The 23,092-nt window shown below is 72.7% G+C and carries 26 protein-coding genes; 21 read left to right on the forward strand and 5 right to left on the reverse strand.

From position 1 onward, the window contains the following. Together ABD106_RS00890 and ABD106_RS00895 are read right to left on the reverse strand one after the other, a co-directional pair. On the reverse strand, window positions 1–207 hold a 207-nt coding region (locus tag ABD106_RS00890), incomplete at its 3' end, for a hypothetical protein (RefSeq protein WP_343916395.1). Window positions 208–211: 4 nt separating this feature from the next. Next, window positions 212–1,483, reverse strand: coding sequence for a TerC family protein (locus tag ABD106_RS00895; RefSeq protein ID WP_343916397.1), 1,272 nt, complete (start codon window positions 1,481–1,483; stop codon window positions 212–214). 170 nt (window positions 1,484–1,653) lie between these two features. Between ABD106_RS00895 and ftsY the strand changes: the two genes are divergently transcribed. Beyond that, the gene (gene ftsY, locus ABD106_RS00900; RefSeq protein WP_343916399.1) at window positions 1,654–2,523 is read left to right on the forward strand and encodes a signal recognition particle-docking protein FtsY; all 870 of its coding nucleotides are present in this window, start codon (window positions 1,654–1,656) and stop codon (window positions 2,521–2,523) included. A gap of 117 nt (window positions 2,524–2,640) precedes the next feature. Here the strand turns inward: ftsY and ABD106_RS00905 are convergent, their stop codons facing one another. Next, complete coding sequence (locus ABD106_RS00905; RefSeq protein ID WP_343916401.1) at window positions 2,641–3,702, reverse strand: AMP-binding protein; 1,062 nt, start codon at window positions 3,700–3,702, stop codon at window positions 2,641–2,643. 222 nt (window positions 3,703–3,924) lie between these two features. Here ABD106_RS00905 and ffh point away from each other — a divergent pair, with 222 nt between their 5' ends. The 6 genes from ffh to ABD106_RS00935 all read left to right on the forward strand — a co-directional run bounded on the left by ffh (window position 3,925) and on the right by ABD106_RS00935 (window position 9,927). Further along, window positions 3,925–5,466, forward strand: coding sequence for a signal recognition particle protein (gene ffh, locus ABD106_RS00910; RefSeq protein WP_343916403.1), 1,542 nt, complete (start codon window positions 3,925–3,927; stop codon window positions 5,464–5,466). 116 nt (window positions 5,467–5,582) lie between these two features. Next, the gene (locus tag ABD106_RS00915; protein WP_343916405.1) at window positions 5,583–6,530 is read left to right on the forward strand and encodes an ABC transporter substrate-binding protein; all 948 of its coding nucleotides are present in this window, start codon (window positions 5,583–5,585) and stop codon (window positions 6,528–6,530) included. Window positions 6,531–6,538: 8 nt separating this feature from the next. Then, window positions 6,539–7,513, forward strand: a complete 975-nt coding sequence (locus ABD106_RS00920; protein ID WP_343916407.1) for an ABC transporter permease — start codon at window positions 6,539–6,541, stop codon at window positions 7,511–7,513. Continuing rightward, entirely contained in the window at window positions 7,506–8,483 is a 978-nt protein-coding gene (locus ABD106_RS00925; RefSeq protein ID WP_343916409.1) for an iron chelate uptake ABC transporter family permease subunit, read from the forward strand. The genes ABD106_RS00920 and ABD106_RS00925 overlap by 8 nt, the downstream gene beginning before the upstream one ends. Next, on the forward strand, window positions 8,480–9,238 hold the full coding sequence (locus tag ABD106_RS00930; RefSeq protein ID WP_343916411.1) for an iron ABC transporter ATP-binding protein: 759 nt from the start codon (window positions 8,480–8,482) through the stop codon (window positions 9,236–9,238). The genes ABD106_RS00925 and ABD106_RS00930 overlap by 4 nt, the downstream gene beginning before the upstream one ends. Before the next feature lie 29 nt (window positions 9,239–9,267). After that, complete coding sequence (locus ABD106_RS00935) at window positions 9,268–9,927, forward strand: NAD(P)H-binding protein (protein ID WP_343916413.1); 660 nt, start codon at window positions 9,268–9,270, stop codon at window positions 9,925–9,927. Window positions 9,928–10,346: 419 nt separating this feature from the next. On the opposite strand, the gene ABD106_RS00940 is transcribed toward ABD106_RS00935, so the two are convergent. Next, window positions 10,347–11,447 (reverse strand): GNAT family N-acetyltransferase, encoded by a 1,101-nt coding sequence (locus ABD106_RS00940; RefSeq protein WP_343916415.1) that lies wholly within the window; start codon window positions 11,445–11,447, stop codon window positions 10,347–10,349. A 40-nt stretch (window positions 11,448–11,487) separates the two neighbouring features. On the opposite strand from ABD106_RS00940, the gene ABD106_RS00945 reads away from it, so the two are divergent. After that, on the forward strand, window positions 11,488–12,297 hold the full coding sequence (locus ABD106_RS00945) for an LLM class F420-dependent oxidoreductase (RefSeq protein ID WP_343916417.1): 810 nt from the start codon (window positions 11,488–11,490) through the stop codon (window positions 12,295–12,297). Window positions 12,298–12,378: 81 nt separating this feature from the next. On the opposite strand, the gene ABD106_RS00950 is transcribed toward ABD106_RS00945, so the two are convergent. After that, window positions 12,379–13,473: a glutamate--cysteine ligase gene (locus tag ABD106_RS00950; protein ID WP_343916419.1), complete on the reverse strand. Its 1,095-nt coding sequence runs from the start codon at window positions 13,471–13,473 to the stop codon at window positions 12,379–12,381. 182 nt (window positions 13,474–13,655) lie between these two features. Between ABD106_RS00950 and rpsP the strand changes: the two genes are divergently transcribed. From rpsP to ABD106_RS01015, 13 genes are all read left to right on the forward strand, one after another. Continuing rightward, entirely contained in the window at window positions 13,656–14,078 is a 423-nt protein-coding gene (rpsP, locus tag ABD106_RS00955) for a 30S ribosomal protein S16 (protein ID WP_343916421.1), read from the forward strand. Between the two features lie 2 nt (window positions 14,079–14,080). After that, window positions 14,081–14,317 carry an RNA-binding protein gene (locus tag ABD106_RS00960; protein ID WP_123698199.1) on the forward strand — a complete coding sequence of 79 codons (237 nt, stop codon included), beginning with the start codon at window positions 14,081–14,083 and terminating at the stop codon, window positions 14,315–14,317. 7 nt (window positions 14,318–14,324) lie between these two features. Then, window positions 14,325–14,999 (forward strand): ribosome maturation factor RimM, encoded by a 675-nt coding sequence (gene rimM / locus ABD106_RS00965; RefSeq protein WP_343916424.1) that lies wholly within the window; start codon window positions 14,325–14,327, stop codon window positions 14,997–14,999. 3 nt (window positions 15,000–15,002) lie between these two features. Further along, the gene (trmD, locus tag ABD106_RS00970) at window positions 15,003–15,716 is read left to right on the forward strand and encodes a tRNA (guanosine(37)-N1)-methyltransferase TrmD (RefSeq protein ID WP_343916426.1); all 714 of its coding nucleotides are present in this window, start codon (window positions 15,003–15,005) and stop codon (window positions 15,714–15,716) included. A gap of 81 nt (window positions 15,717–15,797) precedes the next feature. Continuing rightward, on the forward strand, window positions 15,798–16,406 hold the full coding sequence (locus tag ABD106_RS00975) for a hypothetical protein (protein WP_343916428.1): 609 nt from the start codon (window positions 15,798–15,800) through the stop codon (window positions 16,404–16,406). A gap of 200 nt (window positions 16,407–16,606) precedes the next feature. Beyond that, window positions 16,607–16,957: a 50S ribosomal protein L19 gene (gene rplS, locus ABD106_RS00980; protein WP_343916430.1), complete on the forward strand. Its 351-nt coding sequence runs from the start codon at window positions 16,607–16,609 to the stop codon at window positions 16,955–16,957. Between the two features lie 134 nt (window positions 16,958–17,091). Next, window positions 17,092–17,862: a signal peptidase I gene (lepB, locus tag ABD106_RS00985; RefSeq protein WP_343916432.1), complete on the forward strand. Its 771-nt coding sequence runs from the start codon at window positions 17,092–17,094 to the stop codon at window positions 17,860–17,862. Beyond that, window positions 17,862–18,488, forward strand: a complete 627-nt coding sequence (locus ABD106_RS00990; protein WP_343916434.1) for a ribonuclease HII — start codon at window positions 17,862–17,864, stop codon at window positions 18,486–18,488. The genes lepB and ABD106_RS00990 overlap by 1 nt, the downstream gene beginning before the upstream one ends. A gap of 76 nt (window positions 18,489–18,564) precedes the next feature. Beyond that, window positions 18,565–18,888 (forward strand): DUF2469 domain-containing protein, encoded by a 324-nt coding sequence (locus ABD106_RS00995; protein WP_123698192.1) that lies wholly within the window; start codon window positions 18,565–18,567, stop codon window positions 18,886–18,888. A 75-nt stretch (window positions 18,889–18,963) separates the two neighbouring features. Beyond that, window positions 18,964–19,317 (forward strand): YraN family protein, encoded by a 354-nt coding sequence (locus ABD106_RS01000; RefSeq protein ID WP_343916438.1) that lies wholly within the window; start codon window positions 18,964–18,966, stop codon window positions 19,315–19,317. Window positions 19,318–19,382: 65 nt separating this feature from the next. Next, on the forward strand, window positions 19,383–20,822 hold the full coding sequence (locus ABD106_RS01005) for a YifB family Mg chelatase-like AAA ATPase (RefSeq protein ID WP_425545714.1): 1,440 nt from the start codon (window positions 19,383–19,385) through the stop codon (window positions 20,820–20,822). Beyond that, window positions 20,819–22,024, forward strand: a complete 1,206-nt coding sequence (gene dprA / locus ABD106_RS01010) for a DNA-processing protein DprA (protein WP_343916442.1) — start codon at window positions 20,819–20,821, stop codon at window positions 22,022–22,024. Before ABD106_RS01005 ends, dprA begins: the two co-directional genes overlap by 4 nt. Window positions 22,025–22,197: 173 nt before the next feature. Further along, complete coding sequence (locus ABD106_RS01015) at window positions 22,198–23,091, forward strand: metallophosphoesterase family protein (RefSeq protein ID WP_343916446.1); 894 nt, start codon at window positions 22,198–22,200, stop codon at window positions 23,089–23,091. Window position 23,092: the final 1 nt, after the last annotated feature.

Raw genomic sequence — 23,092 nt, forward strand, 5'->3', positions numbered from 1 at the left:
CGCATCCGCCCCGTCGGGGCCGACGCGGCCGAGGTCGAACACGCGCGCGAGGTCGGCGTCGGCGGTCGAGGCCGCGTCGTCGACGACCGCGACGCTCGCCACCCGGGGCCCGGGGAGCGCCCGGCGGTAGCCGTCGGCCAGCACGACCTCGACGCCCGGCACCGCGCGCGGCGCGAGCCACGCGAGCACGCCGGCCGCCCCGGTCACGCGATCAGACGTTGCGCTCGCCCCGCTCGTCGAACTCGCGGCCCTCGCGGATGCGGCGCCGGAGCTCGTCGAGGTCCTCGGGCTCCATGTCCTCCCGGGCGGCCTCGCGCACGACGTCCTCGGAGAAGTCGGCGACCGGCGCCTCCTTGCCCTTCGCGTCGACGACCTGGAGCGTGCCGGTCTCGGTGTGCTCGACCCGCAGCGGGCGGTAGAACGTCGTGCCCATGGCGTCGACGATGTGGTAGTGGCCGTCGGCACCCAGCTCGGCCTCGGACGGGCCGAGGTGCAGCGAGGCATCGCCGGTCTGCTTCGCGTCGATCCGCAGCTTGATGAGCGAGGCGACGACCGAGACGACCATCGACACGAGGATGACGAGCAGCGAGTGCCACGTCTCGATGTGGGGCACCCACTCGATCGGCTGGCCGCCGTTGATGAACGGCAGCTCGTTCGCCTCCATCGCGTGCAGCACGAGCTTGACGCCGATGAAGCCGAGGATCGCGGCGATGCCGTAGTGCAGGTAGACGAGGCGGTCGAGCAGGCCGCCGAGCAGGAAGTACAGCTGGCGGAGGCCCATGAGCGCGAAGATGTTGCACGCGAAGACGAGGAACGGGTCGGTCGTCACCGAGAAGATCGCGGGGATCGAGTCGATCGCGAAGAGCAGGTCGGTCGTGCCGAGCGCGATGATCACCATGAGGAACGGCGTGAAGTACTTGACGCCCTCGGTCGTGATGGTCGCCTTGCCGCCGTTCCAGGTGTCGGTGACGTTGACGCGCTTCTTCAGCAGGCGGACGACGAGGTTGTCCTGCTCGCCCGACTCGTCCTCCTTGCCGAAGGCCTGCTTCCAGGCGACGAAGACGAGGTAGGCGCCGAAGATGTAGAAGAGCCACGAGAGCTGCTCGACGAGCTGCACGCCGACGACGATGAAGATGCCGCGCAACACGATGGCGATGAGGATGCCGATCATGAGCACGCGCTGCTGCATCTCCTTCGGCACCGCGAAGCGGCTCAGGATGATGATGAAGACGAAGAGGTTGTCGATCGACAGCGAGTACTCGAGCAGCCAGCCGGTCACGAACTCGCCGGCGTGCTTCGCATCGCCCATGAGCAGCAGGACGCCGGCGAAGACGAGCGCGAGCGTCACGTAGAAGACGACCCACGCGGTCGCCTCCTTCATCGACGGCACGTGCGGCCGCTTGACCACGATGAGCAGGTCGAAGATCAGCACGGCGACGAGGAGCGCCATCGAGACGATCTCGAAGATCTGGTACGGGGTCAAGGAAGGGCCTTCCGGTGGGTGCGCGATCGGGCGCGAACGTCTCTCCCGCGCGTGATGCGCCGCCGCGACCGGGAGTGCAGCATCGGACTCCGTGATGACGATCGCGGCGATCCGGGATACTCCCCTTCGCCGAAGACAGAGTCTAGCGGCTGCCCGCCTAGCATGGACGCATGGCAGCGAAGTGGTCTCTCACCGGCGCCCTCCGGGGCATGTTCCAGCGCGAGACGATCACCGACGAGACGTGGGACGACCTCGAGACCGCGCTCATCACGGCCGACTTCGGGCCCGACATCACCGAGCAGCTCGTCGACGGTCTCCGGTCCGACGTCGAGCGGCTCATGGTCGACGACCCCAAGGACCTCAAGCGGATGCTGCGCGAGCGCCTCGAGGAGCGCTTCGCCGCGTACGACCCGACGCTCGCGCTCAAGGAGCGGCCCGCGGTGATCCTCGTCGTGGGCGTGAACGGCGTGGGCAAGACGACGACGATCGGCAAGCTCGCCCGCTTCCTCGTCGCGAACGGCCAGTCGGTCGTGGTCGGCGCCGCCGACACCTTCCGCGCCGCGGCCGTCGAGCAGCTCGCGACCTGGGCGCAGCGCGCGGGCGCCGCGATCCTGCGGCCGGAGCGCGAGGGCCAGGATCCCGCATCCGTCGCGTTCCAGACGGTCGAGGCGGCGAAGGCCCACGGCCACGCGATGTGCATCATCGACACCGCCGGGCGGCTGCACACGAAGGGCGGGCTCATGGACGAGCTCGGCAAGATCAAGCGCGTCATCGAGAAGCAGGCGCCGATCTCGGAGGTGCTGCTCGTGCTCGACGCGACGACGGGGCAGAACGGCGTCAACCAGGCGATGGCGTTCATCGAGTCGGCCGGCATCACGGGCCTCGTCGTGACGAAGCTCGACGGCTCGGCGAAGGGCGGGTTCATCCTCGCCGTGCAGGAGCGCACCGGCATCCCCATCAAGCTCATCGGCCAGGGCGAGGGCATCGACGACCTCACCGGGTTCACGCCGCACGTGTTCGTCGAGCAGCTCGTCGGGTAGCACGGCGCGCACGTCACGGGGAGAGGCGGAGCGGCATCCGTCGTCGCCTGATCGCCTCCGCTCGTGGCGCGGCGCCCGGCATCGCCTCGGCTCGTGAGCAGGGGTGCGGTGCCGTCGCTAGTCGGAGGTGTCGGGCTGCGTCATCGGGCCGTCGATCGTGAGCATGCCGTCCTCGATGCGCGCACGGTCCTCGGTGATGACGGTCGCGTGCGCGCCGCGCACCCAGAGCAGGCCGCTCGCGTCGCCGCGGCCCGCGTGGCCGACGATGCCGAAGTCGGCACCGGGGAGGCGACGGCCGACGGTGCCGGGGTGCGCGCTCAGCAGCTCGGGCGTCGCGAGCGCGACGGTGCCGGTCTGCACCGAGCCGTAGGCGCTCAGCACGATCGGTCCCCACACGAGGTGCAGGCGGCGGACGAGATCGGCGTCGAGGTCCTGCCCGGCGACGAGGATGCGGCGCAGGCGCGGCGCGTCCTCGCCCGTGCGCTCGAGCTCGTCGAGGATGCCCGCGAGCTGGCTGGGGGAGGCGGAGAGCACCGAGACGAAGCGCTCCCGGATGATGCGGATGCGCTCGGCCGCGGGCGCGTGCGCCGCGTTCGCGAGCGTGGCACCGGTCAGCAGCGCCATGCCGAACAGCTGCAGGCCCTTGCCGCGGTGCAGCGGCGCGCACGTGAGGATGACGTCGGTGCCCTCGAGGCCGAGCCGGTCGTGCAGGCCGGCGAGCTGCCGCAGCCCCTGCACGCCCATCGCTCCCTGCACGTGCGTCGTGATCGTGCCGGCCATCGAGCGGTCGGGGAGCACGATGCGCGCGCGGCGCCGGGCGTGCGCGAGGCCGGAGCCGTCGCTCGTCGACCACTCGACGATCTGCGCCGCGCCGACGGTGGGCCCGCGGTGCCACGCGGGGGGCTCGCCGTCGTGGATGAGCAGCGCGTCGCGCGGCACCGCGCGCCGGTACTCCTCGAGCGACCCGGGGCTCACGGGCATCACGTCGATGCCGAGCCGCGCGACGGCGACGAGCGCGATCGGCATGGCCGGTCCGCTGCACGCGATGACGACGGGCCTGGGCGTGCGCTCGAGCGGGCCGATGTAGAGCACGGCCGCGACGCCCTCGGCCGCTCGCCAGAGCTCGCCGAAGGTCGCGCTCCAGTCCCCGACGACGAGGCCGAGGCGGTCGCGGTGCACGCGGGAGGCGTGCCGGGCGAGCGCCGTCAGGGTGAACCCGTGCGTACGGACGCTGTGCCAGAGCGACCTCGCGTGGGTCGGCGGCATGCCTCGAAGGCGCATCCGGCCCCTCTCGTCGTGGTGACAGGCGTGGTTCGTGCCGGCGGGCGAGGCCCGCTCGGGCACCAGCATGCCAGGCCGGGCGTTGGGGGATCGACGCCGCGCGATAGACTCGGCGCCACCATGGCTGCGTTCGGTTCCCTCTCCACTCGCCTCACCGAGACCCTCGCCAAGCTGCGCACGAAGGGCAAGCTCTCGGCGGCAGACGTCGACGGCACGGTGCGAGAGATCCGGCGCGCGCTGCTCGACGCCGACGTCGCCCTCGAGGTCGTCAAGTCGTTCACCGCGGCGGTGCGCGAGCGCGCGCTCGGCGCGGAGGTCTCCGAGGCGCTCAACCCCGCGCAGCAGGTCGTGCAGATCGTCAACGACGAGCTCGTCGGCATCCTCGGCGGCGAGTCCCGCCGGCTCGAGCTCGCCAAGAACCCGCCGACGGTGATCATGCTCGCCGGCCTCCAGGGCGCGGGCAAGACGACCCTCGCCGGCAAGCTCGCGAAGCACCTGCGCGGCCAGGGTCACCAGCCGCTGCTCGTCGCGAGCGACCTCCAGCGCCCGAACGCCGTCACGCAGCTCCAGGTCGTAGGCGGCCAGGCGGGCGTGCAGGTCTTCGCGCCCGAGCCGGGCAACGGCGTCGGCGACCCCGTCAAGGTCGCGCGCGACGGCGTCGCCGAGGCGAAGCGTCGCCAGTACGACGTCGTCATCGTCGACACCGCCGGACGCCTCGGCGTCGACGCCGACATGATGCGCCAGGCCGCCGACATCCGCCGCGCCGTGCAGCCCGACGAGGTGCTGTTCGTCATCGACGCGATGATCGGCCAGGACGCCGTCGCGACCGCGAAGGCCTTCCAGGAGGGCGTCGACTTCACCGGCGTCGTGCTGACGAAGCTCGACGGCGATGCGCGCGGCGGTGCCGCGCTCTCGATCCGCGGCATGACCGGCAAGCCGATCCTGTTCGCCTCCACCGGCGAGACGCTCGACGACTTCGAGCCGTTCCACCCGGATCGCATGGCGAGCCGCATCCTCGACCTCGGCGACATCCTCTCGCTCATCGAGCAGGCGCAGAAGGCCTTCGACGAGGACGAGGCACACCGGCTCGCCGAGTCGATCGCGACCGACGGCTTCACGCTCGAGGACTTCCTCAAGCAGATGCAGCAGCTGCGGAAGGCCGGCAACTTCAAGCAGATGCTCGGCATGCTGCCCGGCGGCAGGGGCATGCGCGAGGCGATCGACTCGTTCGACGAGCGCGAGCTCGTGCGCACCGAGGCGATCATCCAGTCGATGACCCCGCAGGAGCGCAAGCAGTCGAAGCTGCTCAACGGCTCGCGTCGGCTGCGCATCGCCCGCGGTGCCGGCGTCACCGTCACCGACGTCAACCAGCTCGTCGCCCGCTTCGAGCAGGCGGCGAAGATGATGAAGACGGTCGCGAAGGGCGGCGTGCCCAACATGCCCGGCATGGGCCCCATGCCGCCCGGCATGCGCCAGCCCAAGAAGGCCGCGAAGCCGCAGGGCAAGCAGCAGCGGCGCTCGGGCAACCCGGCGAAGCGCCAGGAGCCCGCGGTCGAGGCGCCGCAGGGGAGCGCGTTCGGCAAGCCCAAGGCCGAGGGCGCGTTCGGCGAGCTGTCGGGGCCTGACCAGGACGCCCTGCAGCGCATGCTCGGCAACCGCTGACCGCGGTCGCGAGTCCAGCGCGCGGTTTGCGACGGCCGCGCGCCGCAGGTTAGGCTTGCCTAACTACGGTCGCGTCGGCGCGTCGTGGATCCCCCTCTTCGAACTGGAGCACCTCCATGTCCCGTGCCCTCCGCCTGACCGTGTCCGCAGCCGCGGCGATCGCCCTGCTCGCGGGCTGCAGCGCTGCGCCGGCAGCCGACGACACCGCGCCCCTCGAGACGGTCTCGATCGCTTCGAACCTCGGCCAGGTCGACGTGCAGCTCCAGCCGGAGCGGGTCGCCGTGCTCGACAACACCGCCATGGAGACGCTGCTCGCCTGGGACATCACACCCGTCGCCATCCCGACGCAGCTCGTCTCCCCCGATCGCTTCGCGGCCTGGGTCGACGACGAGGCCATCGCCGACGTCGGCACGCACCGCGAGCCCGACTTCGAGGCGCTCGCCGAGGCCGACCCCGATCTCATCATCGGCGGCTACCGGTTCGGCGAGTACCAGGACGACCTCGCCGCCATCGCGCCCACGATCGACATCGCTGGCGACGAGGAGCACGAGGGCGGATGGGTCGAGTCGCTCCGCGCGCAGACCACGACCCTCGGGCAGATCTTCGACCGCGAGGACGAGGCGGCCGCGATCGTGGCCGAGCTCGACGCGGCCGTCGACGCCGCGACGACGGCCGCTGAGGGCCGCTCGGTCTTCCTCGGCATCGTCAACGGCGGCAAGCTCGACAACGGCGCCGAGCGCCTGTCGCGCATGAGCGAGCCGATCGGCATGACCGACGTCTTCTCCGGCGACGCCGGCGACATCCACCAGGACTCGGGCCTCGCGCCCGAGACGATCGCCCAGGCCGACCCCGAGTGGGTCATCGTGCTCGACCGCGACGCGGCGGCGGGCGCCGACGACGCGCAGCCCGCGCGCCAGGTGATCGAGGCGAACCCCGCCCTCGCCGGCACCCGCTTCGTGCAGGACGGGCACGTCATCTACCTCGAGGACGACTTCTACCGCACCGAGGGCGCGCAGGCCTACACGCGCGCGTTCGACCAGATCGCCCAGTCGATGACCGACTGAGCACGCCGTTGCCTGTCAGGAGCGTTCGCGAGCGCCGGCTGCTGCCGGCGCTCGCCGTCGTGACGGCGCTGCTCATCGTCGCGTCGCTCCTGATCGGCGGGTTCGAGCTGTCGCTCGTCGGCATCTTCACCGACCCCGCGCAGCTCGAGATGCTGCTCATCTCGCGCGTACCGCGCACGCTCGCGCTCATCTTCGCGGGCGTCGCGATGAGCGTCTCGGGCGTCGTGATGCAGCTCATCACGCAGAACCGCTTCGTCGAGCCGACCACGGCCGGCACGACGCAGTGGGCGGGGCTCGGCATGCTGCTCGTGCTCATGCTCTGGCCCGAGGCGCCGATCCTCGCGCGCATGGCGGTCGCGACCCTCGCGGCCTTCGTCGGCACGCTCGTCTTCCTCGGCATGGTGCGGCGCGTGCGCACCCGCGGCCCGCTCATCGTGCCGCTCGTGGGCATCATGCTCGGTGCGATCGTCGGCGGCGTCACCGCCTACCTCGCCGCGAGCGCCGACCTGCTGCAGTCGATGGCGGCGTGGAGCTCCGGCGGCTTCAGCGGCATCGTGCAGGGGTTCTACGAGCCGCTGTGGGCTGCGGCGGTCGTCGCCGTCGTGGTCTGGGTGCTCGCCGACCGCTTCACGATCGCGGGCCTCGGCGAGGGCATCGCCACGAACCTCGGCATCGACTACCGCCTCATCACCCTCATCGGCGTCACGGGCGTCGCGCTCTGCTCCGGCGTCACGAGCGTCGTGGTGGGCATCATCCCCTTCCTCGGGCTCGTCGTCCCGAACGTCATGCGGCTCGTGCTCGGCGACGACCTCCGCAGGAGCCTGCCCTGGATCGCGATCGCCGGCGTCGCGCTGCTGCTCGCATGCGATCTCATCGGCCGCACCGTCGTCGCGCCCATGGAGATCCCCGCATCCGTCATCATGGGCGCCGTGGGCGCCGCCGCGTTCCTCGGCTTCCTGCTCAAGGGGCGGCAGCGTGCTTGAGCTCCGCTCGCGCGCGGGGCTCAGCCCCATCGCGCGCCTCGCGACCGTCTGGCTGCTCGCGCTCGTCGCGCTCGTGCTCGTGCTCGTCGTCGACGTGCGCGGACCCATCGAGCTCGCGCTGCCGCGCCGCGCGACGCTCGTCGGCGGCATCCTCGTCGCATCGTTCGCGCACGGCATCGGCACGGTGGTCTTCCACACGGTCACGTCGAACCGCATCCTGACGCCGTCGATCATCGGGTTCGACTCGATGTACACGCTCATGCAGACCCTCACGGTCTTCGCCTTCGGCGGCTCGGCGATCGCCGCGACCGACGGGCTGCCGAAGCTGCTCGTGCAGACGGCGCTCATGGTGGTCGCGGCGACGGCGCTCTACACGTGGCTGCTCGACCGCTCCGGCGGCGGCGTGCTCACCCTGCTGCTCGTCGGCGTCGTGCTCGGGCTCGCGTTCGACTCGGTGTCGACGTTCATCCAGCGCATCCTGTCGCCGACCGACTACGACCTGCTGAGCCTCGAGCTCTTCGGCAGGCTCAGCTCGGTGCAGCCCGACCACCTGCCGCTCGCGCTCGCCGTCTGCGGCGCCGTCGGCGCGGTGGTGTGGATGCGGCGGGCGCGGCTCGACGTCGTCCTGCTCGGCCGCGACGGCGCGACCGCGCTCGGCGTCGACCACCGCCGCGAGCTGATCGTCGCGCTCATCTGCGTGTCGATCCTCATCGCGTTCGCGACCGCGCTCGCGGGCCCCATGACGTTCTTCGGGTTCCTCGTCGCCACGCTCGCGTACCGCCTGGCCGGCACCCACCACCACGCGTTCGTGCTGCCGATGTCGGTCGGTCTCGGCGTGCTCGCGCTCGCCGGCGCGCAGCTCGTCATGCGGCACGTGTTCGACGCGGCGGGACTCGTCACGGTCATCATCGAAGTCGTCGGCGGCATCGTGTTCCTCGCGCTGCTGCTCGGCGGGAGGAGGCAGCAGTGATCGTCGTGGAGCAGGTCTCGAAGCGCTACGGGGAGCACGTCGTGCTCGGACCGGTCTCGGTCGAGGTGCCGGCGGGCGGCATCACCGCCCTCGTCGGCCCCAACGGCGCCGGCAAGTCGACGCTGCTGTCGGTCATCGGGCGCCTGCTGGACCCGTCTGCGGGCCATGTGCGCGTCGCCGATCGCGACGTGCAGGCGACGAAGTCGGCAGACCTCGCGCGCGTCGTCTCGATCCTGCGGCAGGAGAACCGCATCGAGGCGAGGCTCTCGGTGCGCGAGCTCGTCGCCTTCGGTCGGTTCCCGTGGTCGGCGGGGCGCCTCACGTTCGGCGACCAGCAGCACATCGATCGCGCCATCCGCTTCCTGCACCTCGAGGATCTCGCCGACCGCCAGCTCGACTCGCTGTCGGGCGGCCAGCGGCAGCGCGCGTTCGTCGCGATGGTGCTCGCGCAGGACACCGAGGTCGTGCTGCTCGACGAGCCGCTCGCGAGCCTCGACCCCAAGCACGCGGTCGCGATGATGCGCGAGCTGCGGCTCGCGGCCGACGAGCTCGGCCGCACCGTCGTGATCGTGCTCCACGACCTCAACATGGCGGCGGCGTTCGCCGACCGGATCGTCGCGCTCAAGGACGGCGCGGTGTGCGTCGAGGGCACCGTCGACGAGGTCATGCAGGACGCCGTGCTCGAGCGCGTGTTCGACACCCCCGTGCGCGTGCATCGCATCGACGGCCGGCCGTTCGCCGTCTTCACCCCCTGACTGCCAGCCGGGCGCCGTACGGTGGGCGCATGGCACGCATCCTCGTCCTCGGCGCCCACGGCAAGATCGCCCTGCTCGCGCAGCGCATGCTCGCGCAGGCGGAGCACACCGTCCACGGCGCGATCCGCAACCCCGACCATCAGGCCGACGTCGCCGACACGGGCTCCGAGCCCGTCGTCGCCGACCTCGAGCAGCTCGACCAGCAGGGCGTCGACGAGCTCGTCAAGGGCTTCGACGTCGTCGTCTGGTCGGCCGGCGCCGGCGGCGGCACGGCCGAGCGCACCTGGGCCGTCGACCACGACGCGGCGCTGCGCGTGCTCGACGCCGTGCAGCGCAGCGGCGCTCGGCTCGTGATGGTGTCGTACTTCGGCTCGAGCCGCGATCACGGCGTGCCCGAGGACAACCCCTTCCACGCCTACGCGGAGGCGAAGTCGCTCGTCGACGAGGCGATCCGCGCTTCCGGCGCCGACTGGGTCATCCTCGCGCCGTCGGCGCTCACGCTCGACGACGAGGGCGGCATCGAGATCGACGAGCCCGAGGGCTCGATCACCGCGAGCGAGATCCCGCGCGCGACGGTCGCGCGCCTGATCGCCGAGGTCGTCGCGCACCCCGCCGTGCGAGGGCTCACCATCCGCTGCAACGCGGGCGGCACGCCGGTCGCGGAGGCGCTCGGCCGCGACCGCAGCTGACGCCGAGCCCGCGGACCGGCCGCCCGGCTCCTGAGTGACGCTTCCCGCGTGTGAGTGGCGCTTCCCGCATGTGAGTGGCGCTCCCCGCAGGTGAGGGCGCCTTGCGCAGGTGAGTGGCGCCTTGCACAGGTGAGTGGTGCCTTGCGCGGGTGAGCGGCGCTCCTTCGCGCGCAAGCGCCCGAGAGCCGCGCGGATGCCTTCAGGAGTCTGTCATGCGCGGAGCCGCCACTCAGGTGCGGGGGCCGCCACTCAGGTGCGGGGGCCGCCAGTCAGTCGCGGGGGCCGCCACTCAGGTGCGGGGGCCGCCACTCAGGTGCGGGGGCCGCCACTCAGGTGCGGGGGCCGCCACTCAGGTGCGGGAGCCGCCACTCGGGCGCGGGAGTGACCACTCAGGCGGGAGGGACCTCTCGGCGTTACGGCTACAGCTCGATCGAGTACATGCGGGAGCCGTGCTCCTTCACGTAGCCCAGGCTCGCGTAGAGGCCGTGCGCACCGCTCGGGTTCTCGGTGTCGACGTCGAGCACCGCCGCCGCCATCCCGTCGTCCGCGAACGCGCGCATGCTCGCCGCGAGCGCCGCGAGCGCTGCCTTCCTGCCGCGGTACGCGCGGCGCGTGCCGAGCACGTCGGTGTAGCCGAACGAGTAGCCCCGCACGGGGAAGTCGGCGGCGTAGCGGCTGTTGAGCGCGTACCCGGCCACGAGCGGCGCGCCGGCCCTGAGCGCCTCGGCGGTCGCCGCATCCGTCCTCGGATCGGCCAGCAGGGCCTCGACGTCGGGCGCGTCGTCGACCACGACGAACGACCACTCGGGCGCGAACTCGCTGCGACCGTTCGTCCACTGCTCCATCGTCTGCGGCTCGCTGCCCCAGTGGTCGCGGAACGCGTCGTTGTGGGCGAGGCGAGCGGCGTCGTCGAGCTCCTCCGACCACGGCACGAGCCGCAGGGAGCCCGTCAGCTCGACGTGGGGGAGCGACGCGTCGTCGTCGAGGGGCCGCTTGAGGTTGGCGTAGAAGCGCCGCGGCTCGAGGCCGGCGTGCGCATACATGCGGTGCCGCGACTCGGGATCGTCGTCCTCGGCGAAGACGCCGATGCGCGCGGGGAGGTCCTTGCCCGACGCCGCCAGGATCTGCCGGGCGCGGGCGAGCTGCCACGCGAGCACCTCGCGGCCGATGCCCTCGCCGCGCCGCTCGGGGTGCACGCCGCCGAAGCAGTAGGTGCGCACCGTCGACTCGTCGCCGGGCGGCACCTCGATCATCGCGGTGACGCGCAGCTCGCCCGCGTCGTCGAAGCCCAGGAGCGAGTCGGTCTCGAGGTGGCGCCAGGGAGCCGCGAGGTCGGCACGCGCCTCGTCGATCGTCTCGCGGTACGGGGCGCCGTCGGCCTCGTACATGGTGTTGGCGAGGTCGACGACCGCCTGAGCGTCGTCGACGGTCGCGGAGCGCCAGTGGAGGCCGCCGGCGGTGATGGACGGGAGCGTCGTGGGCGCTGCTGCGCGCTCGGCGATGGGGGCGAGTCGGTGCACCTCGACAGGCTACGCGGGCGATGCCCGTAGGGTCGAGAGCATGATCGAGCGACCCACCAGGATCGGCGTGCAGCTCGCGCCGCAGCACGTACCCATGCAGGCCACCATCGACGCAGCCCGCCGGCTCGAGGACATGGGGGTCGACGCCGTCTTCGGCTGGGACCACTTCTTCCCGCTCTCGGGCGACCCCGACGGCGTGCACTTCGAGGCGACCGCGCAGCTCGCCGCGTGGGCGGTCGCGACCGAGCGCGTGCAGATCGGCCCGCTCGTGTTCTGCAACTCGTACCGCAACCCCGACCTGCTCGCCGACGTCGCGCGCACGATCGACCACATCTCCGGCGGCCGGTTCATCTTCGGCATCGGGGGCGGATGGTTCGAGCGCGACTACGCGGAGTACGGCTACGACTTCGGCACGGTGGGGTCGCGGCTCCGGGCGCTCTCCGAGTCGCTGCCGCGCATCCGCGATCGCTGGTCGAAGCTCAACCCGCCGCCCATGGGGCCGATGCCGATCCTCATCGGCGGGAAGGGCGAGCAGAAGACGCTGCCGATGGTCGCCGAGCACGCCGACATCTGGCACTCGTTCGTCGGCCCGGACGAGCTGCCGCACAAGCTCGAGGTGCTGCGCGGCCACTGCGAGGCCCGCGGCCGTGACATCGACGAGATCGAGATCTCGAACGGCGCGAGCGTGCGCGACGGCGTCGGCGGCGTGGGCTTCGACCGCCTCGACGCGCTCCACGCGGCAGGCACGCGGCTGCTCACGATCCCGCTCTCGGGCGACGACACCCCGGACGGCTACGCGCTCGACCGCGTGCAGGCGTTCCTCGACTGGCGCGACGCGAAGAACGCGTAGCGTCCGCCGGCCCGCTCTATCCAGCGGGGCGCTGGGGCGCCCGGACCGGCTCGACCGGCAGACCGGATGGAGCGCGGCGCGCTACGCCCGCATCGCCTCGATGAGCTCGGCGAGCACCGCGGGGTGCCCTCCGCGCTCGAAGGCCGCGCGCTGCCGGGCGGCCGAGCCGCCGCCCTCGACGACGCGCGTCACTGCCTCGAGCGATCGCGTGGCACCGAGGTCCGCCGCGACCGGGGCGAGCCGCTCGACGGCCTCGCCGAGCGCATCCCGCACGGTCTGCAGGGTGCCCTGCTCGTCGACGATCGCCGTCGCGTCGAGTCCGTCGCGCGCCGCACGCCACTTGTTCTCGCGCACGAGCCACGACGGCAGGTGCTGCTGCGGCTCGCCGTCGTCGAGTGCCCGCGAGGCCTCCTCGACGAGGCAGTGGGTGAGCGCCGTGACGGCGGCGAGGTCGTCGATCGACGGCGCGCCATCGGCGATGCGCACCTCGAGCGTGCCGATCGAGGGGGAGGGCCGCACGTCCCAGCGCAGCTCGCCGAGCTCGTCGATCACCCCGGCGCGCAGCATGTCGGCGAGCGTGCGCTCGTACTCCTGCCAGTCGACGAGCATCGGCGGCAGGCCGCCGGTCGGCAGCTGCTGGAAGAGCATCGTGCGGTGCGAGGCGAAGCCCGTGTCGAGGCCCTGCCAGAACGGGCTCGACGCCGAGAGCCCGAGGATGAGCGGCAGCCGGTCGAGCATCGAGCGCAGCAGGGGCACGGCCTTGTCGCGGTGCTCGATGCCGACGTGGTTGTGCACGCCGAAGATGATGAGCCGCCGGCCCCAGTCGCCCGCCTTCTGCACGACGCGGCGGTAGCGGTCGTCGTCGGCCTGCTCCTGCTCGCGCCACCGGCTGGTGGGATGCGTGCCGGTGCCCACGATTGCGACGCCCAGCCGCTCTGCGGCAGCCACGGCCGTGTCGCGCATCGCCTTGAGCTCGTCGATCGCCTCGTCGGTCGTGCCGTGCACGCCCGTGATGAGCTCGATCATCCCCGCGAGGAACTCCTTGTCGAACCGCGGGTCGTCGATCGCGCTCAGCAGGTCCTTCGCGCGCGGCACGATCTCGCCCGACTGGGGGTCGACGAGCGCGAGCTCCCATTCGATGCCGAGGGTGGAGCGCCGGGAGGCTGCGAAGTCCATGCGATGAGCGTAGGGCCGCGAGCCTGATGGCGCGCAGGTCGCGCGCGGATGTGCCAGAATAGGGGGTCGAGCACGCGCCCGACCCTCTACTCCGGCGCGCGGAAGCTCATCCAGCTTTGCGGGCCGCGCATGACCCACGTGCGCAGGCCGCGGTGCACAACGAGAACACAAGCAGGAGAACTGTGGCAGTCAAGATCCGTCTGAAGCGCTTCGGCAAGATCCGCGCGCCCTACTACCGCGTCGTCGTCGCCGACTCGCGCACCAAGCGCGACGGTCGCGTCATCGAGGAGATCGGGAAGTACCACCCGACCGTGCACCCCTCGCTGATCGAGATCGACAGCGAGCGCGCGCAGTACTGGCTCGGCGTCGGCGCGCAGCCGACCGAGCAGGTCGCGGCGCTCCTCAAGCTCACGGGCGACTGGGGCAAGTTCACGGGCGAGGGCTCGACCGAGAACCAGGTCAAGCAGCCCGAGGGCAAGGTGGCGTTCGTCGCCGACGAGCTCAAGAAGCCGGTGCTGAAGCCCAAGGCCGAGAAGCCCGCCGAGGCTCCCGCCGCTGCCGAGGAGGCGCCCGCCGCCGCCGAGGCCGAGTCGACCGAGTCCTGACCATGCTGCGCGACGCCCTCGAGCACCTCGTCAAGGGGATCGTCGATCGCCCGGACGACGTGCGCGTCGGCGCGCGCGACACGCAGCGCGGCGAGGTCCTCGAGGTGCGCGTGCACCCCGAGGACCTCGGTCGCGTCATCGGGCGCGGCGGCCGCACGGCCGGCGCCCTGCGTACCGTGATCGGTGCGCTCCCCGGAGGACGCCGCGTCCGCGTGGACGTGGTGGACACCGATCGCTAGGCCAGCCGTGCCCGCCCGTACTCAGCTGCGCGTCGGTCGGCTCACCAGGGCCCATGGGCTCAAGGGCGGGATCAAGGTCGAGCTGTACACCGACGACCCCACCCGGCGGTTCACGCCCGGCGCGAAGTTCGTGCTGCAGGTGCCCACCTCGTCGAAGTGGCACGGCAAGACGCTCGAGCTGCTCGAGCTGCGCGTGTACAACGGCACGCCGGTCGCCTTCTTCGCCGGCGTCACCGATCGCACCGAGGCCGAGTCGCTCGTGAAGGCCGTGCTCTGGATCGACCAGGACACCACCGAAGTCTCGACCGAGCCCGACGCCTGGTTCGTGCACCAGCTCGCCGGCCTCGAGGTGCACCGCGACGGCGCCCGCATCGGCCGCGTCGTGCGCGTCGACCCGATGCCCGCGCAGGACATGCTCATCATCGACCTCGACGGCACCGAGGCGATGGTGCCGTTCGTCAAGGCGATCGTGCCCGAGGTCGACCTTCGCGCCGGCCGCATCGTCATCACGCCACCGCCTGGGCTGCTCGAGGAGCTCGACGCTCCCGACGACGAGCCCGCAGGCGACGAGCCGGCCGCCGACGACGCAGTTGCCGACGACGCAACCGCTGCCGACGCATCCGGCGATGCGTCGCCGACCTTCGACGAGGCCGAGCAGGCTGACGCCGACGACCGGGCATAGCCCGTGCGCTTCGACATCGTCACGATCTTCCCCGAGTTCTTCGGCGTCCTCGACGTCTCGCTGCTCGGGCGCGCGCGTCGCGAGCGGCTCCTCGAGCTCGGCGTGCACGACCTGCGCCAGTGGACCCACGACCGCCACCGCACCGTCGACGACACGCCCTACGGCGGCGGCGCCGGCATGGTGATGAAGCCCGAGCCCTGGGGCGAGGCGTTCGACGCGCTGCTCGGCGACGGCGACTCGGATGCCCTGGTCATCTTCACGACGCCCGCGGGCGTGCCGTTCACGCAGTCGCTCGCGCGCGAGCTCGCCACCGAGCAGCGCATCGTCTTCGCGTGCGGCCGCTACGAGGGCATCGACGCGCGCGTCGCCGAGCACGTCGCGACCCGCGCGCGCGTGCTCGAGGTGAGCCTGGGCGACTACGTGCTCAACGGCGGCGAGGTCGCCGCGATGGCGATGATCGAGGCCATCGGCCGGCTCGTGCCGGGCGTCGTCGGCAACCCCGAGAGCCTCGTCGAGGAGAGCCACGAGGCCGGACTGCTCGAGCACCCCTCGTACACGAAGCCGCACGTGTGGCGCGGCCTGGAGGTGCCGGACGTGCTGCGCGGCGGCAACCACGCCGCCGTGGCCGCGTGGCGGCACGAGCAGGCGCTCGAGCGCACCCGTCGAGTGCGCCCCGACCTGCTGCCGGACGACGGGGACGTCTCGCCTGGGCTGTGAGCTGACGGTCTGCTCCGGGCGGCGTTGCCGCCCGCAGCGAACACCCGAGCGGAGCCTCGGCACGGTCGGTAGATTCGGGTCATGGCCTCCACCGCACCCTCCACGCAGCGGCACTGGGCGCTGCGCGCGTTCTTCTGGGTGATGATCGCCTCGATCATCGTGCTGCCGGTGTGGATCATGTTCGGCCGTGCGCTCGCGGGTGCCCCGCTCGGCGACGCGCTGCTGCTGCAGGCCTTCCTCGGACCGGGCCTCGCGATCCTCATCGGCGCCGTCGTCGGCATCACGCTCGCGCGCAAGCAGGTGCGGCAGCCGCGTGCCGTGCAGTGGCGCGACGTCAGGCTGCTTGCGCCCTGGCTGCTCGTCATCGCGCTGCTCGGCGTGACGGTGGTCGACACGGCCGGCGATCGCACGGGCAGCGCGCTCACCGCGTGGTTCGGCGACGGCTGGCTCACCGCCTCGCAGTCGTTCACCGCGATCGGCATCATGGCGACGATCATCGGCGGCGCGGTGCTGTTCTGGCTCCAGGTGCTCGCGCTCGGCCGCGAGACGAAGGCTCGCGTCGAACGCGTCGTCAACGACCTGCAGGCGCCGCTCATCGAGCAGCGCGCCCGCCAGGCCGACGCCAGCTTCGAGCCGATCGACGGCCCGCAGGCGGGCCGCGTGATCAGCATCGACGACGACCCGCGCTGACGCGCATCCGCTCCGCGTGCCGTTGGCGCGGGAAGCCCGCGTGTGGCAGGATGGTCCGTTGGTGCCACACGCAGTCACCGCCTTCGCGCGGCCTCTGCCACATTTCCTCTGCCACAGGGGAGCGGCGGGCACCGCACCAGAACCCTGATCCTTCCAACCATGCGCGGCCGACCTGTGGCGGCTGCAGAGAGCGACACGCCATGCACATCCTCGACAAGGTCGATGCGACCAGCCTCCGTTCCGACGTCCCCGACTTCCGCCCCGGCGACAACGTCAAGGTGCACGTCAACATCATCGAGGGCTCGCGCTCGCGCGTGCAGATCTTCCAGGGCGTCGTCATCGGCCGCCAGGGCCACGGCGTGCGCGAGACCTTCACGGTCCGCAAGGTGTCGTTCCAGGTCGGCGTCGAGCGCACCTTCCCCGTGCACTCCCCGGTGATCGACCACATCGAGGTCGTCAGCCGCGGCGACGTGCGCCGCGCGAAGCTGTACTACCTGCGCGGCCTGCGCGGCAAGGCAGCGAAGATCCGCGAGAAGCGCGACCACTCCTGATCCTCCCGAGAACGGGGCCGGCTCCACGCCGGCCCCGTTCTCGCGTTCGTCGCCGAATCGTGACCCGCCGTGACGGCCGCGCCGCGAGCCCGGCACGCTCGGCCACCTAGACTTGCTGAGGCGAAAGGGCGGGGATGACGGACACGGTCGAGACCGGCGCGGCGGGCCGCGAGCGCGCCGGCGGACGCGGCGTGCTGCTGTTCCTGCGAGACCTCGTGGTCATCTTCCTCGTCGCGCTGCTGATCTCGTTCCTCGTGAAGACGTTCCTCATCCGGCCGTTCTGGATCCCCTCCGAGTCGATGAACGACACGCTGCAGGTCGACGACCGCATCATCGTGAGCCTGCTGACGCCCGCGGTCGTGCCCGTCGACCGCGGCGAGGTGATCGTCTTCGAGGATCCGGGCGGCTGGCTGCCCGCGGCGCCCGAGGCGCAGGAGACCGGGCTGCTCGGCGCGGTCGACTGGTTCCTCACCTTCGTCGGCCTCGCGCCCGAGGACGAGCACGGCTACCTCATCAAGCGCGTCATCGGCCTGCCGGGAGACCGCGTGCAGTGCTGCAACGACTTCGGGCAGCTGACCGTCAACGGCGTGCCGATCGACGAGCCGTACGTGCGCCTCGACGCGCCCGACCAGCCCGCGAGCTCGATGGACTTCGACGTGACCGTGCCGGAGGGCCACCTGTGGGTGCTCGGCGACAACCGCAACCACTCGGGCGACTCCCGCGCGCACATGGACGCGCCGGGCGCCGGCTTCGTGCCGCTCGCCTCGGTCGTCGGCCGCGCCGTGCTCGTCTCGTGGCCGCTCGAGCGCTGGACGATGCTCGACAGCTACGAGTCCTCCTTCCTCGGCGTCGAGCCCCAGAGCGCGCCCGAGGAGCGCCTGCTGCCGCTCGCCGTCGCAGCCTGATGGTCGCGACACCGACGCTCGACGTCGAGCGCGAGCTGTGGTCGAGCGCGCCGCTCGTCATCGGCATGGATGAGGTCGGTCGCGGCGCGCTCGCCGGTCCCGTGAGCGTCGGCGCGCTCGCGCTGCGCCCCGATTGCGGCGACTGGCCGGAGCACCTCCGCGACTCCAAGACGATGACGGAGCCGCGTCGCGTCGCGACCGCGCCGCTCGTGCGCTCGTGGGGCATCAGCGCCGTCGGCCACGCGACGAACGACGAGATCGACACCCTCGGCATCCAGGTCGCTCTCGGCCTCGCCGGCCGCCGCGCGCTCGTCGGGCTGCATGACGCGGGCGTCGACGTGCCGGGGGCCGCGATCCTGCTCGACGGCATCCACGACTGGCTCGCCCCGGCGCTCCGCAGGCCCGTGCGCACCGTGCTGCGCGCCAAGGCCGACCGCGACTGCGCATCCGTCTCGGGCGCGGCGCTCGTCGCCAAGGTCGAGCGCGACACCCGGATGATCGAGTCGGACGGCGTGCACCCCGGCTACGGGTGGACGTCGAACAAGGGCTACGGCTCGGCGACCCACCTCGCGGCGATCGCCGAGCTCGGCCCGAGCCTGCTCCACCGGCGCTCCTGGTTGCACTGACCGCCGGAGGAGGACTCCGGTGGGCATCGCGCCCGGTGGCATCGGGACGCCAGCACGAGGGCCATAGGATGGCGATGTGGAACCAGAGGACATCGAGGACTACGACCGCGAGGTCGAGCTGGCGCTCTTCAAGGAGTACCGCGACGTCGTCGGCATGTTCAAGCACGTCGTCGAGACCGAGCGGCGGTTCTACCTCGCCAACGACGTGAAGGTCACCCGCCATGACGCGGGCACCGACTTCTACTTCGAGCTCGAGCTGACCGACGTCTGGGTGTGGGACATCTACCGCTCCGACCGGTTCATCAAGTCGGCGCGCGTGCTCACCTTCAAGGACGTCAACGTCGAGGAGCTCGCCTCGCGCGACCTCGAGCTGCCCAAGGACCTCGCGATCGAGGAGTAGCGCCTCCCGACCCGTTCTCCACAGGGGGTCGAGCGAGCCGCTCGCGTGCCGTGCGCGCTGCGGTTCCATGCGCGCATGCGAGCGAAGGACCAGCTGGGGCTCGACGGCGAGGCCGTCGCGAGCGTGCACCTCGAGCGCGCGGGGATGCGCATCGTCGAGCGCCGCTGGCGCTGCGTCTACGGCGAGCTCGACATCGTCGCGATCGACGGCGACACGCTCGTCTTCGTCGAGGTGAAGACGCGGCGCGCGCTCGCCCACGGGCATCCGTTCGAGGCGATCACCCCCGCCAAGGTGCGGCGGCTGCGCACGCTCGCCGGGCTGTGGCTGCAGGAGCGGCCGCACCGCGGCCCCATCCGGATGGATGCCGTCGGCATCATCGCGCCGCGCTCGGGCGAGTGGCGGGTCGAGCACCTGCGGGGCATCTCGTGAGCGGCTTCGGTCGGGCCGCGTGCGTCGCGCTCCAGGGGCTCGCAGGCATCGGCGTGCAGATCGAGGTGCACGCGTCGTCGGGGCTGCCGGCGGTGATCGTCGTGGGGCTGCCGGATCAGGCCGTGCGGCAGGCGCAGCACCGCACGTGGAGCGCGATCGCGAGGATGGGCGTGACCACTCCGAGCGGCAAGGTCGTCATCAACCTGACGCCCGCGTCGCTGCCGAAGGCCGGCACGCACTTCGACCTCGCGATGGCGATCGCGGTGCTCCGCGCGATCGGCGTCGTGCCCGCCGACGACGGCGCGACCGCGCTGCTCGGCGAGCTCGGGCTCGACGGGCGGCTGCGGCCGGTCGCCGGCACGCTGCCGCTCGCCCGCGCTGCCGCGGCGGCGGGCACGGCGCGCATCGTCGTGCCGAGCGCGTCCGTCGACGAGGCGTCGCTCGTGGAGGGCATCCGCGTGCTCGGCGCTCCGAGCCTCGCGCACGCCGCGGCGCTGCTCGGCGCCGACATCGACCCCGAGCCCGTCGACCCGGTGCCCGCAGCCCCGCCCGTGCCGCGCTCGCACACCGACCTCGACCTCGCCGACGTCGTCGGCAACCGCGACGCCGTGCAGGCGCTCGAGCTCGCCGCGGCCGGCGCCCACCACCTGATGATGGTGGGGCCACCGGGCGCCGGGAAGACGATGCTCGCGATGCGGCTGCCCGGCATCCTGCCGCCGCTCGGCTCGGAGGCGGCGCTCGAGGTCGCCTCGCTCCGCTCGCTCGCGGGCGAGCCGCCGCCATCGCGGCTCGACACCGTGCCGCCGTTCGAGCACCCGCACCACTCGGCGACCGCCGTGTCGCTCATCGGCGGGGGCTCCGGCACGATCCGGCCGGGAGCGGCGGCGCGCGCGACGCACGGCGTGCTCTTCCTCGACGAGGCGCCGGAGTTCCCGCGCGCGGTGCTCGACATGCTGCGGCAGCCGCTCGAGTCGGGCACGATCACGATCCACCGCGCGGTCGGCGTCGCGACCTTCCCCGCGCGCTTCCAGCTGCTGCTCGCGGCGAACCCCTGCCCGTGCGGCCTCTTCGGGACGGGGGAGTGCACCTGTGCGCCGCAGCAGCGACGCCGCTACTTCGGCAGGCTCTCCGGGCCGCTCCTCGACCGCGTCGACCTGCAGGTGCGCGTCGACCGCGTCGCGCCGGGCGTCGACGGCGAGCGGCGCACGACGGCCGATGCGTCGGCGCGCGTCGCTGCGGCCCGGTCCCGTGCGGCGCACCGCCTCGTCGGCACGGAGTGGACCGCCATGGGTCACGTGCCCGGTCCCTGGCTGCGCCGCAACCTGCCGCTCGAGGCGGCGCTGCTCGAGCNCGAGCGGGCCGTCGAGCGCGGGGCGCTGACGATGCGCGGCATGGACCGCGCGATCCGCGTCGCGTGGACGGCCGCCGACCTCGACGGCGCGCCAGGGCCGACGCGGGCGCACATCGGGCGAGCGCTCGCGCTCAGGAAGGGGATCCCCGCATGACCGCGTTCCGCATCGAGCTCGCGCTGCTGCGCGCGGCGATCGAGTCGACGCTGCCCCCGGGTGCACCGGACCCCTCGGATGCCGAGGTGCGCGAGCGCTTCGCCGCCGGCGCCTGGACGGTGCTGCCCGAGCCGGGCGACGGTGTCGCGGGGCTCGTGCGCGAGCGGCTCGGGGCGCAGCGCTCGCTCGAGCTGCTCGTCGAGGGTGCGAGCGCCGCGACGTGGGCCCGCGAGCTCGGCGACACCGAGGCCGCTCGCGACGTCGCCGCCGGGCTCGCCAGGTGGCAGCCGCGGCTCGCCGCCGAGCGCATCCTCGCCGCGTTCACGCAGGGCGCTGCGTTCGGCCAGCGACTGCTCACCCGTGCCGACGAGCACTGGCCGGATGCGCTCGACGACCTGGGTCCGCATGCGCCGGCCGCGCTGTGGGTGCGGGGCGACACCGCCGCGCTCGCCGCGTGCGAGCGATCGGCGGCCCTCGTGGGCTCGCGTGCGTCGTCGGGCTACGGCGAGCTCGTCACCGGTCAGCTCGCGGCGGGGCTCGTCGGGCGGCGGTTCGCGGTCGTCTCGGGCGGGGCCTACGGGATCGACGGCACGGCGCACCGCGCGACCCTGGCCGCGGGCGGCACGACCGTCGCCGTGCTGGCAGGCGGGCTCGACCGGTTCTACCCGGCCGGTCACGAAGAGCTGCTGCAGCGCGTCGCCCGCACCGCGTGCGTCATCGCCGAGGCGCCGAGCGGGGTGCCCCCGACGCGCTGGCGCTTCCTCGCGCGCAATCGGCTGATCGCGGCGCTCGCGAGCGTCACCGTCGTCGTCGAGGCGGGGAGCCGATCGGGCTCCATCAACACCGCCGGGCATGCCGCGGCGCTCGGCCGACCGCTCGGCGCGGTGCCGGGGCCCGTGACGTCGGGCTCGAGCACCGGCTGCCACCGGCTGCTGCGCGAGTACGGCGCGACCGTCATCGAGCGGGCCGAGCACGTCGTCGAGCTCGTGGACGGCCCGATCGACGACAGCGTGCCGCTCGACGCGCTCTCGAGCGACGAGGTGCGGGTGCTCGACGCGCTCAGCACGCGCGCCGCTCGCGCGGTCGACGAGCTGGCCGTGCGCACCGGCATGGCGCCGCACGACGTCGCAGCGTCGCTCGCGCTCCTCGAGCTCGGCGCGCGCGCCGCGGAGCGGGGGAGCGGCTGGGTGCGCTCCTCGTGACCCGAGCACCTGCGCTCGCCGCAGCATCCGCTCGGCCGAAGCGGACCTCGTCCACCGAACCGGACCCGGTGCACCGGGTCCCGCGGGGTGGAAGGGGTCCGCCGACGCCGGGGCTCGGCTGCGCACGGGCGAGGCGGCGCGCTCTCGGCTCGCGGCGTGGCTAGCCTGTGGACGTGAGCCTCGGCATCCACCCCGACCCGTCCGTGGTCATCGCGCACCTGAGCGACACGCACCTGCTCGCGGGCGGCGCGCACCTCGCTGGGTTCGTCGACACCGAGCAGCACTTGCGCGACACTGCGGTGCGCCTCGCGGTCGCCGCTGCGGACGCCGACGTCGTCGTCGTCTCGGGCGACATCGCCGACCTGGGCGAGCCGGGCGCGTACGCGCTCGCGCGCGAGATCCTCGAGCCGGTCGCCGCCGCGATCGGCGCCCCGATCGTCTGGACCGTCGGCAACCACGACGAGCGTGCCGCCATGCGAGCGGCGCTCGCGCTGCCTGGCGCGCCGCTCGACCCGATCGACTCGGTGCTCGAGGTCGCTGGCCTCCGCGTCGTCGCGCTCGACTCGAGCCTGCCCGGCTGGCACCACGGCGGCTTCGACGAGGGCCAGGCGGCCTGGCTGGCCGACGCGCTCACCGATCCGCCGCCGCTCGGCGTCGTGCTCGTCATGCACCACCCGCCGCTGCCGTACCGGGGACGGCTCATGCGGCTGCTCGAGTTCCGGGATGAGGCGCAGCTCGCCGACGTGATCGCCGCCGCCGACGTGCGAGCGATCCTCTCGGGACACCTGCACATCAACGGCTCGGGCAGCTTCGCCGAGGTGCCGGTCGTGCTCGCCGGCGCGACGAGCTATGCCGACGACCTCGGCGGCCCGCCGCCTGCGATGCACGGCATCGACGCCACCCAGTCGTTCAACCTCATCGAGGTCTACGCCGACAGCGTCGCGCACTCCGTCGTTCCCGCGCTGCCGCACCCGGCGCGCGAGACGATCCCCCTCGCGCTCGCCGAGCAGGTGATCGCGCTCGACCCCGAGACCCGCGCGGAGCGCTTCAGCCGGAAGCCCGACTGAC

This window comes from Agrococcus citreus, from assembly GCF_039527715.1.
In the GTDB taxonomy this organism is placed as follows: domain Bacteria; phylum Actinomycetota; class Actinomycetes; order Actinomycetales; family Microbacteriaceae; genus Agrococcus; species Agrococcus citreus.